This window comes from bacterium (assembly GCA_021372515.1).
Taxonomy (GTDB): Bacteria; Gemmatimonadota; Glassbacteria; order GWA2-58-10; family GWA2-58-10; genus JAJFUG01.
Map to the genome: position 1 here is coordinate 1 of JAJFUG010000031.1, position 15,547 is coordinate 15,547.

Genomic DNA, 15,547 nt, shown 5'->3' on the forward strand with positions numbered 1-15,547 from the left:
GCGGCGCCGAATACCGCCGCGCCGGCCCAGGCCGCAGCGCAAGACAACGCAGCCACCACAGCCGAAGACACCGCTGCGGTTCATACGGCATATCCTCATGCCGACCCTGAAAAACAAGCCAGAGAGAGTTACCTGTCCAGAGTGACGGAAGAGGGTTTGGAAAAATCGGTTAAGGATATCAAGCATCTGCCCCCGTCGGATTTCGCCCTCCTTCCCTCGGAAATCCAGGTATGGCTCGCGGCCGAAGGATATTCCATTCCCCAGCCCTATGACTCAACTGAACGGGTGAACGTCATATCCGGGGATTTCTGTGCGGCTGGATCACAGGACTGGGCCGTGCTGGCCTCCAAAGACGAGATGTGCTGCATCATTGTGTTCCGTCATGGCTCCGCATCCGACACTCTGCTTGCAGCAGTGTCCCCCGAGCGTGATTACATGGGTTACACGGGGAACGGCCGGTTCGGGTTTATCCGACAAATCGAAACCGCTGATCCTTTTTATGGCGAGAAATACACACCTGTCAACATCGACAGCATTTTCCCCTCGACCGATCACTATGGTATCGGCGGCAAGGATCACGGAGGCTTACTGTACTGTGACAACGGGATATGGTACAGTTTTGAAGGCTATTACGACGAGATGTATCTTTCACCTGGGGTCTGGCTGGCGGCCACCGAGGCGGTCAAGCGCCTGCCGCCCTCGGCGTTCCCGGACTTGCCCGCGCCCGCCAGGGAATGGCTCGAAAAAGAGGGCTACACCATCCCGCAATCTAACTACACCCGCAACCCGCACAACGTCATTTACGGTTCATTTTATGTGGCCGACACCCTGGACTGGGCTGTGCTGGCCTCCCGCGACCTCGAATCGCGGGTCATCGTTTTCCGCCGGGGTGTAGAACCTGACACCTCCACCAAAACTCTTACGCAAGACTTGGATTACATGCAGGGCAACGGCCCTTATATTGAATTCCAAAGATACATAGAGGCAGTCGATAGAAGTTATATCGCCTCAGGCTTTAAGCTGGAGCAAGAAGCTTTGCCTCTTGATCACGAGGGCATTGAAATCAGCAAGTTGGACCGATGGTCATATGTGCTTTATCAGTATAATGGTCAATGGTATAAAATATCTGAGTCTGACGAAGATGATTAGCCTTCAGACCTTGGTGCAATGCCAGTGCTCTTTAGATTTTCCTTCATATTCCAGCTTGACCTTAAACCCGTAAGCAGGGGCGTTCAGTTCAAACCACGTTTTTTGCCTGAAATTCATATTCCGTGACCTTACATCCACATTCTCGCCGAACATATGGCACTCATGCGGAGGCTGAAACGGTTTCTTTTTACTCTTCTTCGTATCCTTAAGTTGGCAGTCGAAGCGTCCTCCGTTTATCAGGCTCACATCTTTCAAGTACTTTTCAAAAGAAGGAGGCTGCCGTGCCCGGACGGTTGATTTTCTTCCTGCTCGCCCTCTGTCTCTGCGCCTGTTCTCCCGGCGAGAAGCCCGCGCAGCAGCCAGCCGCGGCGCCGGATACCGCCACGCAGGTTCGGAAAATAATGCAGGATACTTCTGCCGCCCAGGCCAGTGTGGAAGCCGCCGCGGTGGCACTCGAGCCCAAATGCGATACCTGTCCATCAATGGATGAAGATTATATCGAGGCGGCGGAGCGTATAAAGCGTCTACCACCTTCGGCATTCCCAGACCTGCCCACGCCCGCCAGGGAATGGCTCGAAAAAGAGGGCTACAGCATCCCGCAATCATGGCATACCGAGGAAGCACATAACGCCTTTTGGGGCGATTTTTTCAAGGCTGGCGCTGAGGATTGGGCTGTGCTGGCCTCCCGTAATCTCGAATCCCGTATAATTGTCTTCATCGGCGGGGTGGAACCGGATACTCTGCCGAACACACTTGAGAAAGATATCAGTTACTTAAGAACATATGGGCAATACCTCGAATACGGAAGAATGATTGATGTGATAGACAGTAGCTACATAGCCGAATATAAGGAAAAATCAGATAATTCAATTCCAATTACACACCAAGGTATTTACGTTGTAGGAAAAGATGGTTCATCTTATGCACTATATAACTACGAGCAGACTTGGCACATGTTGCCGTTGCAAGATGAAGGTGATTAAAACTCGAGACGGATTTATATTGAATCAATAATAGCAATGATCACTATCCGAATCATCGCCTTGATAATGGAATTTTGCACCGAACACCGAGGCGTATATATTCAACTTTCTAATTGCTTCCAGCCTTTCCTCTCAGGTATCGAATTCTCCCGCCTCTTGTATTTTGTAGTAAGACACGTCCCGCTCCACAAAACCCTGGCCCGCCGGGTGCGGGCGGATTATTATTGAAGCCTGTGCGCAACAGGGATCAATCCGCAACGCCGCGGTTTCGCAGCTATTCCATCCATGAATGCCGTACCTGCACCCCGGGGGCCGCATGTCCAGACAGAGTGTTGTCAGATGTCAAGCAGGCTCTTTCGCAATCCTCGCCGCCGTGGCCTTGTTCGCCTGCGGCCCGAAAAAGGAGGTCAGTCCGATGGCGCCTGCCTACAGCGCGCGCGTGGAAACCGACTCGGCCAGCGGCCAGCCGGTGGTGGTGCTCGAACGCACGGGAGGGGAGCACCCGATGAGTGTCCGTGTCGCCCCGCAGTCGGGCGCGAACCTGTTCAGCCTGACCTATGACGGCAAGGAACTGCTGTACTCCGACCCCGACCTGAGCAAGCTGCCGGGCTACCATTTCGGCACGCCGGTGCTGTATCCCGCCCCCAACCGGGTGGCCAAGGGCGTTTTCAGCTTCGAGGGCCGCACTTTCGACTGGGGAGTCAACGAGAAAGACCGTTTCCTGCACGCCCTGGTGCACTCGGTGCCCTGGGAGTACGAGCCGCCCACGGCCGCGGCTGACAAGGCCGAGCTTCTCACCTGGCTGGACTTTGCCCCCGGCACGCCCCTGTACGAGAAATTCGGTTTCAACCACCGCCTGAACCTGCGTTTCAGCCTGGATTCGCTGGGGGTGAAAGTCGCCTACGAGGTGGTGAACCGCGACTCGCTCACCATCCCGTTCGGCTTTGCCATCCACCCGTATTTCAAGTTCATCGACGACCGCAACGACATCTTCCTCTGCGTGCCGGCCAAGGCCCACATGCAGGCGGTCGACCTGATGCCCACCGGCGTGCTGGACTCCTTAGACGGCAGCCAGTACGACCTTCGCGCCCCCACCTCGGTGGGGCCGCTGGTGCTGGATGAGGTCTACTACGGGATGGAGCCGGACAAACCGGCCTATATCGAGTACCGCGACAGCGGCCTCAAGCTCACCCTGCACAGCTCGCCCGATTTCACCCACATGGTGGTCTACGCCCAGCCGCAGAACCAGTTTGTCTGCGTGGAGAACCAGACCTGCTCGACCGACGCGCACAATCTGTACGCCCGTGGCCTGCAGGATGTGGCCAACCTTCTGTTCGCCAAGCCCGGCGAGACCGTGGGCGGCTGGGTGCGGTTCCAGATCGAGCCGCTGGCCCGCTGAAAACGACCGACTGAGGATGCAGGATATTTGCCGCGAGAGGGCCGTGCTAACGGCCCTCTCTTTTTAGGCCCTAATCGCCGCGTTTTCTTGACACTAAGCTGGACTTATTTTATATACAAAGCTTCTGAATTCTAACCGTGGACACTTGACGAGGTATTGCCATCAGGACTATTTCACCCGGGGAGTGCGATCCATGAAAAACTACGAGAGCAAGGACATACGTAATGTAGCTGTACTCGGTCACGGGAGCTGCGGCAAGACATCCCTCACCGGGGCGCTCTGTTTCGCCTCGGGCAGCTCCAAAAGGCTCGGTAGCGTGGATGAGGGCAACAGCCTGACCGATTTCAGCGAAGATGAAATCGAGCGCAAGATTTCAATCAACCTGTCCGTGGCTTTCGCCGAGTGGAACAAGGCCAAGATAAACCTGATCGACACCCCGGGTTACCTGGATTTCATCGGCGACGCCTATGCCTCGGTCCGGGCCGCCGACTGCGCGCTGATCGTGATTCACGCGGTCAGCGGCGTGGAAATAGGCACCGAGATGATGGTCCGCTTGGCCGCCGGCCGCAAGATGCCCACCGCGGTGTTTATCAACATGATAGACAAGGAACACGCCGATTACGAGAAGGTGTTCAACCAGATACGGGAGAGCTTCGAGGGCCATTTCGTGCCGCTGACCATCCCGATGGGCCTGGGCGACCAGTTCCACGGCGTGGTGGATGTGGTGCGCCGCAAGGCCTGCCCGGCGGAGGCCGGCACGCAGAGGGGCGAGTTCAAGACTCAGGATGTGCCCGCAGATATGGCGGATGAGGTGGAGGCCGCCTACAAGGAATTCATCGAGAGCGTGGCCGAGCTGGATGAGTCCCTGATGGAGAAGTATTTCGCCGAGGAGCCACTGAGCGATGCCGAGATTTTCGCCGCACTGCGCAAGGGGGTGGCCGAGCGCTCGATCATCCCGGTGTTCTGCGGCTCGGCGATCAAGACTATCGGCGTGCGCCAGCTTCTGGATGGCCTGGACGAGATCATGCCCGACCCGACCATGATGCCGCCGCGCCCGGCGCACAAAGCCGAGGGTGGCCAGGAGGTGCAGATCGAGCTGAAATCCGGCGATCCGGCCTGCGCCCTGGTCTTCAAGACCATCTCCGAATCGCACGTGGGCGAGATGAGCTATTTCCGCCTGCTTTCCGGTACGATCAAGACCGGTGACGAACTGATAAACTCCAACCAGAACAACCCCGAACGTCTGGGTCACCTCAGCATTTCACTGGGCCGCGAGCGGATCGAGGTTGAGCAGCTCTGCGCCGGCGATATCGGCGTGGTGGCCAAGCTCAAGTCCACCCATACCGGCAACACCCTGGCCGCCAAGTCGCGCCTGGTCAAGCTGGCCGACATCGAGTTCCCCAAGCCGGTGATGAACGTGGCGATCGAGCCGAAAATTCGGGGCGAGGAGGAGAAAATCGCCTCCGGCCTGCGTAAGCTGCAGGAGGAGGACCTCACTCTGCACAGCCATTTCGACCCGAGCCTGAAGCAGATGATTGTCTCCGGCATGGGCGAGTTGCACCTGGATGTGGTCCTGTCCAAGCTGAAGCGCAAGTTCAATGTCGAGGGCGAGTACGTCAAGCCGCGCATCCCGTACCGCGAGACAATCCGCAAGAAAGCCCAGGGCCAGGGCAAGTTCAAGAAACAGTCGGGCGGCCGCGGCCAGTACGGCGATTGCTGGGTCCGTCTGATCCCCCTGGAGAAGGGCGCAGGGGTCGAGTTCGAGGACTGCATTGTGGGCGGCGTGATCCCGGGCAAGTTCGTGCCCTCGGTGGAAAAGGGCGTGCGCTAGGCGGCGAGCAAGGGCGTGCTGGCCGGCTGCCAGGTGGTGGATTTCAGGGCCGAGTGCTATGACGGCAGCTACCACACGGTGGACAGCTCCGATATCGCGTTCCAGATTGCCGGCAGCATGGCGTTCCAGAAAGTGGTGATGGACGCCGACCCGGTGCTGCTCGAACCGATCGTCAATGTCGAGGTGCTGGTGCCCGAGGATTACATGGGCGATGTTATCGGCGACCTCAACTCGCGGCGCGGTCGGATCATGGGCATGACCAGCGAGGGCAGTTTCCAGAAAGTGGCGGCCAAGGTGCCCCTGGCCGAGATGTACAAGTACTCCACCTCACTGCGTTCGATGACCCAGGGGCGCGGCATGTTCACCAGCGAGCTTTCGCATTACGAGGAAACCCCGCGCGAGGTGATGGAAAAAGTGGTGGAGGAGAACCGCAAGGAGAAAGAGCAGGACTGACCCGGCGGCCGGGCGTTTGAAAAGCATGGGCCCCCGCGAGCGGGAAGCGAGCGGGGGCTTTTTTTGCCCCAAATAATAAAGGCTTTGGGATCTGCAAATCCCAAAGCCTGGCTGCACAATCAGCTTCCGCGAAGAAGCCTGCCACCCGGGGCGGGTAACAGAGAAATGATTTGTGCAGTTACAGCCCTTGCGGGCTAATAATCTAATCGGCAAAATGAGAGAGAACTTTAAAAAATGGCATTTCTGTAGTCCGGAAAAATAGACCCCTCTTCGGCAGGCCCGCTAAATAAGGGCTTGCCAAGCGCGCCGGCCTGTGGTAAGCTCCTGCTTGAACCGGACGCACCGCCAGGGAGCCGTATTGAAAAAGATTGCCATTCTCTCAATAAAAGGTGGGGTGGGCAAGACCACCACCACGATCAACCTGGGCCATGGGCTGTCGCTCAACGGCCAGCGGGTGATCCTGATCGACTGCGACCCGCAGAACAACCTGGCCGAAATTTTCGACCTGGAGCTGGGTGGCGGCGTGAGTGACCTTCTGCTGGGACGCCGGGCCTGGATGACCGAGGTGCGGCGCAACCTGTTCGTTATCCCCTCGGGCGGACGGGCCATGATGGACGCCGAGTGGAAAGTCGCCGCGGCCCAGAACCGCGAGCGGGTCCTGAACGACAGCCTGGAGGACCTGGCCAACTGCGACTACGTGATCTGCGATTGCTCCAGCGCGATGAGCCTGGTCAACCTCAATGTCCTGCACTTTGTGGACTATGTCATCATCCCGGTGGGGATGGACTACTTTTCGATCAGCGGGCTGAAAAACACATTCGAGATGGTGCGGGAGGTCTGCCGCGCCGACCCCCGTCACCAGCTCCGCCTGCTCGGCATCCTGGCCACGCAGTTCGACCTGCGCACGCGGGTCAGCCGGGAGATTTACGGCGTGCTGGGCCGCCTGTTCCCTAACGAGCTGTTCAAGACCGTGATCAACGTGAACACCCGCCTGAGGGAGTCCCCGGCCTACGGCAAGACCATTTTCGAGTATGACATCGCCTCCAGCGGAGCGCGTGACTATTTCAAGCTTACCTCGGAGATTCTGGCGCATGAATGAGATAAAGTGTCCGCCGCGCGCGCTCACGATCGCAGGCAGCGATTCGGGCGGCGGCGCCGGCATCCAGACCGACCTGAAAACATTCCAGGCGTTCGGTTGTTTCGGCATGAGCGCGATCACCGCTCTCACGGCCCAGAACTCGCGGGGCGTTCAGGGGGTGTTCAAGGTGCCGGCCGAGTTTGTCACGGCCCAGATCGACTCCGTGCTGGGGGATATCGGCGCGCAGGCGGTCAAATGCGGGATGTTAGCCGACGGCGACATAATCGAGGCCGTGGCCGCGGCCCTGGAGCGCCACGGCACGCCGCCCCTGGTGCTGGACACGGTTCTGGTGGCCAAAAGCGGCGACCCGCTGCTCAAGGACTGGGCCGTTGAGAGCATGGTCGAACTTCTGTTCCCGCTGGCGGTGCTGATTACGCCCAACCTGCCCGAGGCGGAGCGTCTGACCGGCCTGAGCGTGAAAGACCGCGCCGGCATGCTGGGCGCGGTGCAAAAGCTGCAAGCCCTCGGGGCCCCGGCTGTGCTTCTCAAGGGCGGCCACCTGAGCGGAGACCGTTTGCTGGATCTCCTTCTGCTGCCCGATGGCCGTGCGGTTGAGTACGAGAACGAGCGGGTGGATACGCCCCACACCCACGGCACGGGCTGCACTCTCTCGGCCGCCGTGGCCGCGGGCCTGGCCCGCGGCCTGCCGCTGGAGCGCGCGGTGAGCGCGGCCCGGGCCTATGTGCTGCGCGGTATCCGCCTGGCCCACCCGACCGGCGCAGGCTACGGCACCCTGGGCCACGCCCCGTTCGACCCGGACACGGACTGACACCTGTGACTCGCCTTCAAAGCCCGGCCCTCCCGCACGCCCGCGGCAGGGCCGGAAGTCTCCCCCATATTCAATCTATCCGGACCACAGGGAAGGGATTCTCCGCATGTATCTCAAAAGTATGATATTCACCGCTTTGCTTTGCGTTTCAGGGCTTTTCTGCGCAGCCACCCTGCCTGCAGCCGAAAGCCCGACCGCGCTCTGGCCGGTGGTGGAGCACGAGCTACATTATGACGCCGCGCTGGAGAACCCGTTCCGGGAGGTCCGGGCGACCGCAGTCTACTCCGGTCCCGCGGGTACGGAGAAAGTGAAAGTCGAGGGGTTCTACGCCGGGGGCGACACCTGGCGTTTCCGTTTTGTCACCCGCAACGCCGGGGCCTGGAAAGCCGAGCTGAGCCTTGTCCGGGACGGCCGCACGGTGGCTTCGCAGGCAGTTGAGTTCACGGTGGAGGAGGTGGCGCCACGCGGCTTTTTCCGGGTCAGCCGGACCAACTGCTACCGTTTCGAGTTCGAGAACGGCGAGCCGTTCTATCCGGTCGGCATCCAGCCCTGCGGCCACGACAGCGCCGGGCTGGATGGCCCCCCGGCGGGCCAGGGCCAGTGGCGCTCGGTGGGCATCGACACTTTTCTCGCCACCCACCGCGGGGCGGAGAACCTGTTCCGCATCCAGCTCGGTCAGGGCTCCACGGCCGGCTGCGCCTGGCAGGTGATGGCCGACTCGCTGCACGACGACCGCTACGACCTGGCCGAGCTGGACAAGCTGGACAACTTGTGCCGCCTGCTGCGGGCCGATGACTTCTCCGTGATGCTGATCATGTTCCAGGACATGAGCCTCTGGGGCACGGCCCCCAACGCTTTCGGCGACAACCGTGACCTGGCCGGCTGGAAGAACCCCGCCGACACGCGGCACGCCGCCGCGGTGGAGCAGTACCTGCGCTACATGGTGGCCAGGTTCGGGGCCTATGTGGATGTCTGGGAGCTGTTCAACGAGGACGCCTGGACCCCCAACGAGCGACTGGCCCAGATGGCGGCCTGCGTGCGCGGCTGCGACCCCTACGGCCACCCGGTCACCACCACCTACGAGCGCCCGGACCAGCCCTGGTGCGACCTGGTCACGGTCCACGAGTACATGTGGCTGCCGCCCAACGAGATCGACCAGCACCTGACCCACGAGTTCGCGCGTTTCAAGAGTTTCGGCAAGCCGGTGCTCTATACCGAGTTCGGCAACCAGGGCGAGTTGTCGAATCGCGACCCGGTCAAGTGGCGCATCGGGGTCTGGACCGCGTTCATGAACGAGAGCTCGCTGCTGTTCTGGAGCATGGGCGGAGTTATCACCCCGGACCGGGACAAGCCGGTGCGGGGGAACTCCAACGCCTACCTGGGGCCCGAGGCGCGGCAGTATTTCCGTGTTTTCCACCGTCTGACCGACAGTGTCCCGCTGTCCCTGCGTCCGGTGATGACCGGTTTCGGGCAGAAAGGGGATGAAGTCCGGCGCTACGGCCTTTCCAACGGCGCTCTGAGCCTGGTCTACCTCCAGCACTACACCAGCCATGCCAGCGCGGCCAAGGCCGAGGTGTATGTCTGGACCGGCTCGGGAAAGTTCAGCCTGCAGTGGATCGACCCGGCCACGGGCGAGACAGTCGCCCGGGAGGAGGCCCAGACCCCGGGCCAGGTGTTGATTGTCAACTCGCCCGAGTTCAAGGTGGACCTGCTGGCGCGGATCGAGCGGCTGGGGGAGGCGACACAGTAGGGAACGGTAAAACAGGGCACGGCATGCCGTGCTCCTACGCAAAATAAGGGTAGAAAACACGTAGGGGAGGGTTTCAAACCCTCCCCTGCATTGTTTGTCGCGCTATGTTATCTTTTCTTACGCCAGGTGCGCCCGCGGGCAGCCGTCGTCCACGTAGCCGTGGCGCAGGTAGAGCAGGGTCAGCTCGTTGGCGCTGGGGGCGAGCTTCTCGTTCCAGGAGCGCATTTCCTCGGCGCTCATGGGCTTGAACGTGCAGGCCATCTCCACCGCCCGGTCCACGTTATCTTTGTTGCTCATGCCCAGGGCCATGCCGTGCACCGGCAGGCTGAACCCGTAGCGCAGCAGCTCGTCCGCCGGGGCCTTGTCCGGCTCGTTGTTTCTCTGGATCAGGCGTCGCTGGCCCATGATCTTGAACGCCCAAACCCCTATTCCCTGGCTGTTGGCCAGCGGGATGGACAGCTCCTCGAAGCTCGTGCCGGGGTTCTCCTCGAACTCACCCAGGAACGGCACCTTGCTGGCGTTGGCCGCGTGCAGCGAGGTGTCGAAATTGAAACGCTTGAGCGCCTCGGCCAGGGCCACCGGGTGGTTGTGGCTGGTCACGCCGATATAGCGCACTACGCCCTGCTCTTTCAGCTTGACCAGAGCGTCCAGCGCGCCGCTGCTGAACATGGCGTCCACATCCGACATCTTGGCCAGTCCGTGCATATTGGCCACGTCCACATAGTCGGTGCGGTAGCTTTTAAGGGTCTCCTCCACCTGCTGCATTACCTTGTCGCCGGGAGTGGTGGGCAGGTACTTGGTGCTGAGGTAGACCTCCTTGCGGTGCGGCTCCATCGCCTCGCCGATACGCCGCTGGCTGCGGCCGCCGTCGTAGTCCGCCCCGGAGTCGAAGAAGTTGATCCCCTTGCTGAAAGCGTACTGGATCAGGGCCACCGCCTCCTGATCGTCCTTGACCATGCTCAGGGCGCTGCCGCCGCCCAGGGCCACGGTGGAGGCGATCATATCAGTCTTGCCCAGCTTGCTTTTCGGGCAGACCAGGGCGGAGCCGGAGCCGCCGCTGCCGCTTTTCTGCGAGCAGCCGGCCGCAGCCGCTCCAGCGCCCAGGATCGCCGCTCCGGCGGCCCCGATGCGGATGAAATCGCGGCGGCTGAGGTTGTCCAAGGGGCTTTTATCTTTCCTGTCCATGGTTTATCTCTCTCCGGTTGAGGTTATTTGGCGCTCGCGGTCGTGTCTTCCAGCTCGGTCAGGTCGATTCCCAGCGCCGTGGCGGTGGCGGCCATGATCGTCCAGCTCGCCACCGAGGCCCCGGCCACCGCCTCCACGGGCAGGCTCTGGGAGTCGATGATGCGCTGGGGGATCAGCCGCGCCGCGGCCGGGTTGACATGGCTCGAGTCGACAATGGTGATCGCGGTCACTTTGCAGTGCTCCACCTTGACCCGCACCGTGGCCGCCACTGTCAGGTTGTAGTCTGCTACTTTCTCGTCGGAATAGCCCTCGAACTCGCCGTCACAGGTGTCGATCGTGGCGTGGTCCATCAGGTTCACGATCCGGGGCTCAGGTATCGAGCTGCTGGCCGCGGGCTGGCTGTCCGCCGGGGCGGCAGCCTCGGCTGCGGTCGAATTTTCGGTCTTGGCGGACTGGCCGGAACAGGCCAGGATAATCGCGCTTGATAATAAAACGGCCAAACTGAGCGAACGTTTCACAGGCTTTTCTCCGGTCGGATCACTGGGTTCGGGTCGGTTGCTCTGCGGGCCGGGCGGGTGGAACCGGCCCGGTGCGGGCAGGGTTGGAACGCTGACAGACAGTTTTCAAAATAAAGCCGGTAACCCCATGAATGCAAAGAAAAAACACAGATACCCGGCGCGCGGATAAGTCCGGCCTTGACAGTGGCGCAGGCGGGGCGCATTATTTACTCTCCGCCGGGCTGTGCGGTAAGGTGACAAACAAGAATACGAGCGGATTTCCCGCCTGCGCGGGAGGCTGATTTTGCATATCACTGACAGAAAGGGAACGCTGAGATGAAAATGACGGATGATCCGAACATGCGGCGACGGGAATTCCTGACCCGGATGGGCCTGGCCGGGATGGCCCTGCCGCTGGGCCTGGGCGCCGCCTGCGGCAAGCCCGGCGCCCCGGCCGCGACAGCCGGAGCCGCAGCAGACACAGCCGCCGCGGCGGTGAGCGCCGCCGCATCCGGCCCCAAGGTGGGCCTTTGCACGATCGCTTTCCAGGAGCGGCCGCTGTTCGAGGTGCTGGAGCTGGCGGCCCAGGTGGGTTTCGACGGGGTGGAGCCCTGGGGCAAGCCCGACCACGTGCCCCTGAACACTCCGGATGAACGCGTGCGCGAGATACGGGCCAAGCTGGACAGCCTGGGCCTGGCCTGCAGCCACTACGGCAGCTACGTGCGCCTGGGCGAGGAACATCCTGCCGGGGAGCAGCAAACCAATATGAAGCGTTCGCTCGAGATTGCCGATATCCTGGGCACCCGGATCGTGCGTATCTGGGCCGGGGACAAGAACAGCGAGCAGCTCAGCGCCGCGGACTGGGACCGCATAGTGGAGGACGCCAAGGTCTACTGCGGCCTGGCCGAGCCCAAGGGCATGCAGCTGGCCATGGAGATGCACGGCAACACTTTGACCAACCGCGCCGCGGCCATGGTCGAGTTGATTAACAAGGTGGGAAGCCCGGCCCTGAAAGCCAACTACCAGATCCTGAACGACACAGAGGACCCCTACGAGCGCGCCAGTGTCGCCGCGCCCTACACGGTGATGGTGCACGCGCAGAACGTGGCGCCGGGCGGCGGCGAGCAACAGTCGCTGATCTCGGAGGGGGCGGTGGATTTCAACCGGATCTACGGAATCCTGGCCGCGGCCGGGTTCAAGGGCTACTTCGAGGTTGAGTTCGTCAAGGGCGCCGGCTACGAGGAGAAAGTTGACTCCCTGCAGCGCGACTGCGCTTACCTCAAGACAATCGGCAAGAAAGCCTGAGACCCGGGCGGAGAAGAGTCATAACGTGGCATAACAGCGTAGGGGCGGGTTTCAAACCCGCCCCTACGCTGTTTTACGGCAGCAATGCGGGCAAGGCCGGTTCTACTCGATCACGCTTTCCCAGCCCATCTTGGAAAGGATACGGTACAGGGTGAGCGCCATCACCGCCGAAACTCCCAGACATATCACCCCCATGCCGGTTTCCTGCAGCAGCAGCTTGCCGATCCCGAACAGCACCCCATAGATCATCAGCGCGGCGGCGATCCAGCAGACAAACAACGCCGGGTAGCCGCGGTCGCCCTTGACCTCGGGCATCTCGGACGCCACTTTGCGCCAGCCCGGTCCGCCCGGGTGCACCTGGCGGTAGAAAGCGTGCAGGTGCTCTTTGGTCACCGGGCTGGTCAGGAACGTGACAGTGAGCCAGACTATTGTCGTGAACGCCACGATGTAGTACAGCGTGCTGGGAAAAGCTATGTCTGTGAACAGTTTCATGTAGCCGTAGGCCAGGAACGGGGCGATCATGCCCGATATCTCGCTCCAGGCGTTGATCCGCCACCAGTACCAGCGCAGGATGAAAATCAGCCCCACGCCCGCGCCGCACTCGATCACGAACTGCCAGGCCGAGGTGATGGTCTGCAGGCCCATGGTGATCAGCAGCGATACCACCATCATCAGCACCGTGGTCCAACGGCTGATCATGACATAGTGTTTCTGGTCGGCCTTGCGGCGCACGAAACGGGTGTAGAAATCGTTGACCAGGAAACTGGTGCCCAGGTTGAGCTGGGTGGCGATGGTCGACATGTAGGCGGCGAAGAAAGCCGCGATCAGCAGGCCCTTGAGGCCCACCGGCAGGTAGTCGCGGATGATCATCACGAACCCGTCCCCGCGCTGATCCACCGGCAGGTTGGGGTAGAGGATCAGCGAGGCCAGGGCCACCAGGATCCAGGGCCAGGGACGGATGCAGAAATGTCCGATGGTGAACCAGAGCGTGGCCAGCAGGCTGTGCTTCTCGTCCTTGGCGCTCATCATGCGCTGGGCGATGTAGCCGCCGCCGCCCGGCTCGGCCCCCGGATACCAGCAGGCCCACCACTGCACGCCCACATAGGCCAAGAGCGCGGGCAGGGTCAGCTTGAGCACCCCCGTGGCAGTGCCCAGGTCGGACCCGCCGGCCACCGAGGGCAGGAAACGCAGGGTCTCGGGGCTCAGCTGGGACTTGATCCCGGCAATCCCGCCCACCTGGGGCAGCTTGACCGCCACCACGGCCAGCACTATGCAGCCGGTCATGGCGGTCAGGAAATGCAGCACGTCCACCACCGCCGAGCCCATCAAGCCGCTGGCCGCGGTGTACAGCATCACGATCAACATGCAGCAGGTGAGCACGATCCAGGGGTTTTCCCAGCCCATCGTTATGTGCAGGATCTTGAACATCGCCAGGTTGACCCAGGCGATCACCACGCTGTTGATGAACAGGCCCAGGGAGATGGCGCGGAAGCCGCGCAGGAACGCCGCCGGCTTGCCGCTGTAGCGCAGCTCGATGAACTCCACCTCGGTCATGATCCCGGAGCGGCGCCACAGGCGGCTGAAAAAGAACACCGTGAGCACGCAGCCCAGAAGGAAATTCCACCAGAACCAGTTGCCCGCCAGACCGTACTTGCCCACCAGCTCGGTCACGGCCAGCGGTGTGTCGGCGGCGAACGTGGTGGCGATCATCGACGTGCCTGCGATGTACCAGGGCAGGTTCCGCCCGCCCAGGAAAAAGTCCTGCGTGCTCCGCCCGGCCCGACGCGCAAAGTAGAGCGCCACCACCAGAACCAGAACAAAGTAGCCGAAGAAAATCAGCCAGTCGAGCATGTTCATGGACATCGGCGGTTCCCCTGTTGATGTTACGAGTGTACTGCAATGGAAGGATGATTTAAGCGAGGTGACAATGCGGTGACAAAATAAACGCGGAAGCCCGATTATGCCACTTTTTAATTCGCCCTTGCCGTTGCGGGCGCGAAAACCATAGATTGAGCGAGAGACTGATCGATAATTTCCGGCAGTGTCGGCCGGAGAGTGCAGGGGCCGGCCTCGGCCGCAGGATGGCAAATCAAATCAAAGAATAACGGTAAATGGGAGGACGGACAGATGGCGGAGCTAAGGTTCGGCACGGGTGGAGTGCCGCTTTCGGCCAAGGACCGCAGCCTCGAGGCGGGGATACGGCGTCTGGTGGAGCTGGAGCTGGACCACATGGAGGTGGAGTTCGTGCACGGGGTGCGGATAAGCCAGGCCGCGGCCGAGAAAGCCGGGGCCCTGGCGCGCGAGTCGGGCATCTCGCTCACCTGCCACGGACCCTATTACATCAACCTCAACTCCGAGGAGCCCGACAAACGCGAGGCCTCGGTGCGGCGCATCCTGGAAACCGGCCGGGCTGCGTACTGGCTGGGCGCACGGAGCATCACTTTCCACCCGGCGTTCATGCTCAAGAACTCCGAGGCCGAGGTGCACGCCGTGGTGCGGGACGCCCTGCGGAACATCCTCGACACGCTGGCCGCAGAGGGGATTACCGATGTAAGGGTCAGCCCCGAGCTGACCGGCAAGGAGAGCCAGTTCGGCAGCCTCAGGCACCTTCTGGCCCTGGCCGCGGAGGTCCCCGGCCTGCGGCCCTGCATCGACTTTTCGCACTACCACGCCCGCACCGGGGGCAAGCAGAACACCTACGAGGAATTCTGCGCCACGCTGGAGGCGATACGGAGCAGCCTGGGACGCGAGGCCCTGGAACACCTGCACATGCATGTCTCGGGGATCAACTACACGGCCAAGGGCGAGCGCAACCACCTGATACTCAAAGAAAGCGACCTCGAATACGTGGCGCTGATGCGTGCGCTGCGCGAATTCGAGGTCGGAGGCTGGCTGGTCTGTGAAAGCCCGAACCTGGAGGACGACGCCCGGCTGCTAAAGGACACCTGGCTGGCCGCTCCGGCCGGGAAATGAGCCCCAGAGTTCAGATTTCGACAAAACGGTCTTTGGGAGCGCCGCAATCCGGACAGAAATCGGGCGGCTCCTCACTGTCCTGTCGGTAGCCGCAGATTGTGCAAACCCATGTCTT

The 15,547-nt window shown here is 61.5% G+C and carries 12 protein-coding genes and 1 pseudogene; 10 read left to right on the plus strand and 3 right to left on the minus strand.

Annotation, left to right across the window (positions count from 1 at the left end; all coding sequences use genetic code 11):
* The 8 genes and pseudogenes from LLH00_02785 to LLH00_02820 form a co-directional block, all read left to right on the plus strand.
* The coding region (locus tag LLH00_02785; protein MCE5270189.1) for a hypothetical protein at positions 1-1,149 on the plus strand (1,149 nt) is incomplete at its 5' end.
* A gap of 281 nt (positions 1,150-1,430) precedes the next feature.
* A complete protein-coding gene (locus tag LLH00_02790; GenBank protein ID MCE5270190.1) occupies positions 1,431-2,132 on the plus strand; it encodes a hypothetical protein in 702 nt (233 codons plus the stop codon).
* Between the two features lie 415 nt (positions 2,133-2,547).
* Positions 2,548-3,531: an aldose 1-epimerase gene (locus tag LLH00_02795; protein MCE5270191.1), complete on the plus strand. Its 984-nt coding sequence runs from the start codon at positions 2,548-2,550 to the stop codon at positions 3,529-3,531.
* Between the two features lie 193 nt (positions 3,532-3,724).
* Positions 3,725-5,509, plus strand: a pseudogene (locus tag LLH00_02800) (elongation factor G).
* Positions 5,501-5,815 (plus strand): hypothetical protein, encoded by a 315-nt coding sequence (locus LLH00_02805; GenBank protein ID MCE5270192.1) that lies wholly within the window; start codon positions 5,501-5,503, stop codon positions 5,813-5,815. Before LLH00_02800 ends, LLH00_02805 begins: the two are co-directional and overlap by 9 nt.
* A 313-nt stretch (positions 5,816-6,128) precedes the next feature.
* Positions 6,129-6,914, plus strand: a complete 786-nt coding sequence (locus LLH00_02810; GenBank protein ID MCE5270193.1) for a ParA family protein — start codon at positions 6,129-6,131, stop codon at positions 6,912-6,914.
* Positions 6,907-7,722: a bifunctional hydroxymethylpyrimidine kinase/phosphomethylpyrimidine kinase gene (thiD, locus tag LLH00_02815; GenBank protein ID MCE5270194.1), complete on the plus strand. Its 816-nt coding sequence runs from the start codon at positions 6,907-6,909 to the stop codon at positions 7,720-7,722. Before LLH00_02810 ends, thiD begins: the two co-directional genes overlap by 8 nt.
* A 106-nt stretch (positions 7,723-7,828) precedes the next feature.
* The gene (locus tag LLH00_02820; GenBank protein ID MCE5270195.1) at positions 7,829-9,472 is read left to right on the plus strand and encodes a DUF5060 domain-containing protein; all 1,644 of its coding nucleotides are present in this window, start codon (positions 7,829-7,831) and stop codon (positions 9,470-9,472) included.
* 117 nt (positions 9,473-9,589) lie between these two features.
* Here LLH00_02820 and LLH00_02825 read toward each other — a convergent pair whose 3' ends face one another.
* Together LLH00_02825 and LLH00_02830 are read right to left on the minus strand one after the other, a co-directional pair.
* Positions 9,590-10,657: an aldo/keto reductase gene (locus LLH00_02825; GenBank protein MCE5270196.1), complete on the minus strand. Its 1,068-nt coding sequence runs from the start codon at positions 10,655-10,657 to the stop codon at positions 9,590-9,592.
* A 23-nt stretch (positions 10,658-10,680) separates the two neighbouring features.
* Positions 10,681-11,175, minus strand: coding sequence for a hypothetical protein (locus LLH00_02830; protein MCE5270197.1), 495 nt, complete (start codon positions 11,173-11,175; stop codon positions 10,681-10,683).
* 315 nt (positions 11,176-11,490) lie between these two features.
* On the opposite strand from LLH00_02830, the gene LLH00_02835 reads away from it, so the two are divergent.
* Positions 11,491-12,459: a sugar phosphate isomerase/epimerase gene (locus LLH00_02835; GenBank protein MCE5270198.1), complete on the plus strand. Its 969-nt coding sequence runs from the start codon at positions 11,491-11,493 to the stop codon at positions 12,457-12,459.
* A gap of 102 nt (positions 12,460-12,561) precedes the next feature.
* Here the strand turns inward: LLH00_02835 and LLH00_02840 are convergent, their stop codons facing one another.
* Complete coding sequence (locus LLH00_02840) at positions 12,562-14,322, minus strand: Na+:solute symporter (protein MCE5270199.1); 1,761 nt, start codon at positions 14,320-14,322, stop codon at positions 12,562-12,564.
* A gap of 264 nt (positions 14,323-14,586) precedes the next feature.
* Between LLH00_02840 and LLH00_02845 the strand changes: the two genes are divergently transcribed.
* Positions 14,587-15,432, plus strand: coding sequence for a TIM barrel protein (locus LLH00_02845; GenBank protein ID MCE5270200.1), 846 nt, complete (start codon positions 14,587-14,589; stop codon positions 15,430-15,432).
* The last annotated feature ends 115 nt before the right edge of the window (positions 15,433-15,547 follow it).

Excerpts from the sequence above, each read along its gene's own strand:
- LLH00_02805 (MCE5270192.1), top strand. The coding sequence starts at position 5,501 with ATGGACGCCGACCCGGTGCTGCTCGAACCGATCGTCAATGTCGAGGTG.
- LLH00_02795 (MCE5270191.1), top strand. The coding sequence starts at position 2,548 with ATGGCGCCTGCCTACAGCGCGCGCGTGGAAACCGACTCGGCCAGCGGC.
- LLH00_02845 (MCE5270200.1), top strand. The coding sequence starts at position 14,587 with ATGGCGGAGCTAAGGTTCGGCACGGGTGGAGTGCCGCTTTCGGCCAAG.
- LLH00_02840 (MCE5270199.1), bottom strand. The coding sequence starts at position 14,322 with ATGTCCATGAACATGCTCGACTGGCTGATTTTCTTCGGCTACTTTGTT.
- LLH00_02835 (MCE5270198.1), top strand. The coding sequence starts at position 11,491 with ATGAAAATGACGGATGATCCGAACATGCGGCGACGGGAATTCCTGACC.
- thiD (MCE5270194.1), top strand. The coding sequence starts at position 6,907 with ATGAATGAGATAAAGTGTCCGCCGCGCGCGCTCACGATCGCAGGCAGC.
- LLH00_02825 (MCE5270196.1), bottom strand. The coding sequence starts at position 10,657 with ATGGACAGGAAAGATAAAAGCCCCTTGGACAACCTCAGCCGCCGCGAT.
- LLH00_02820 (MCE5270195.1), top strand. The coding sequence starts at position 7,829 with ATGTATCTCAAAAGTATGATATTCACCGCTTTGCTTTGCGTTTCAGGG.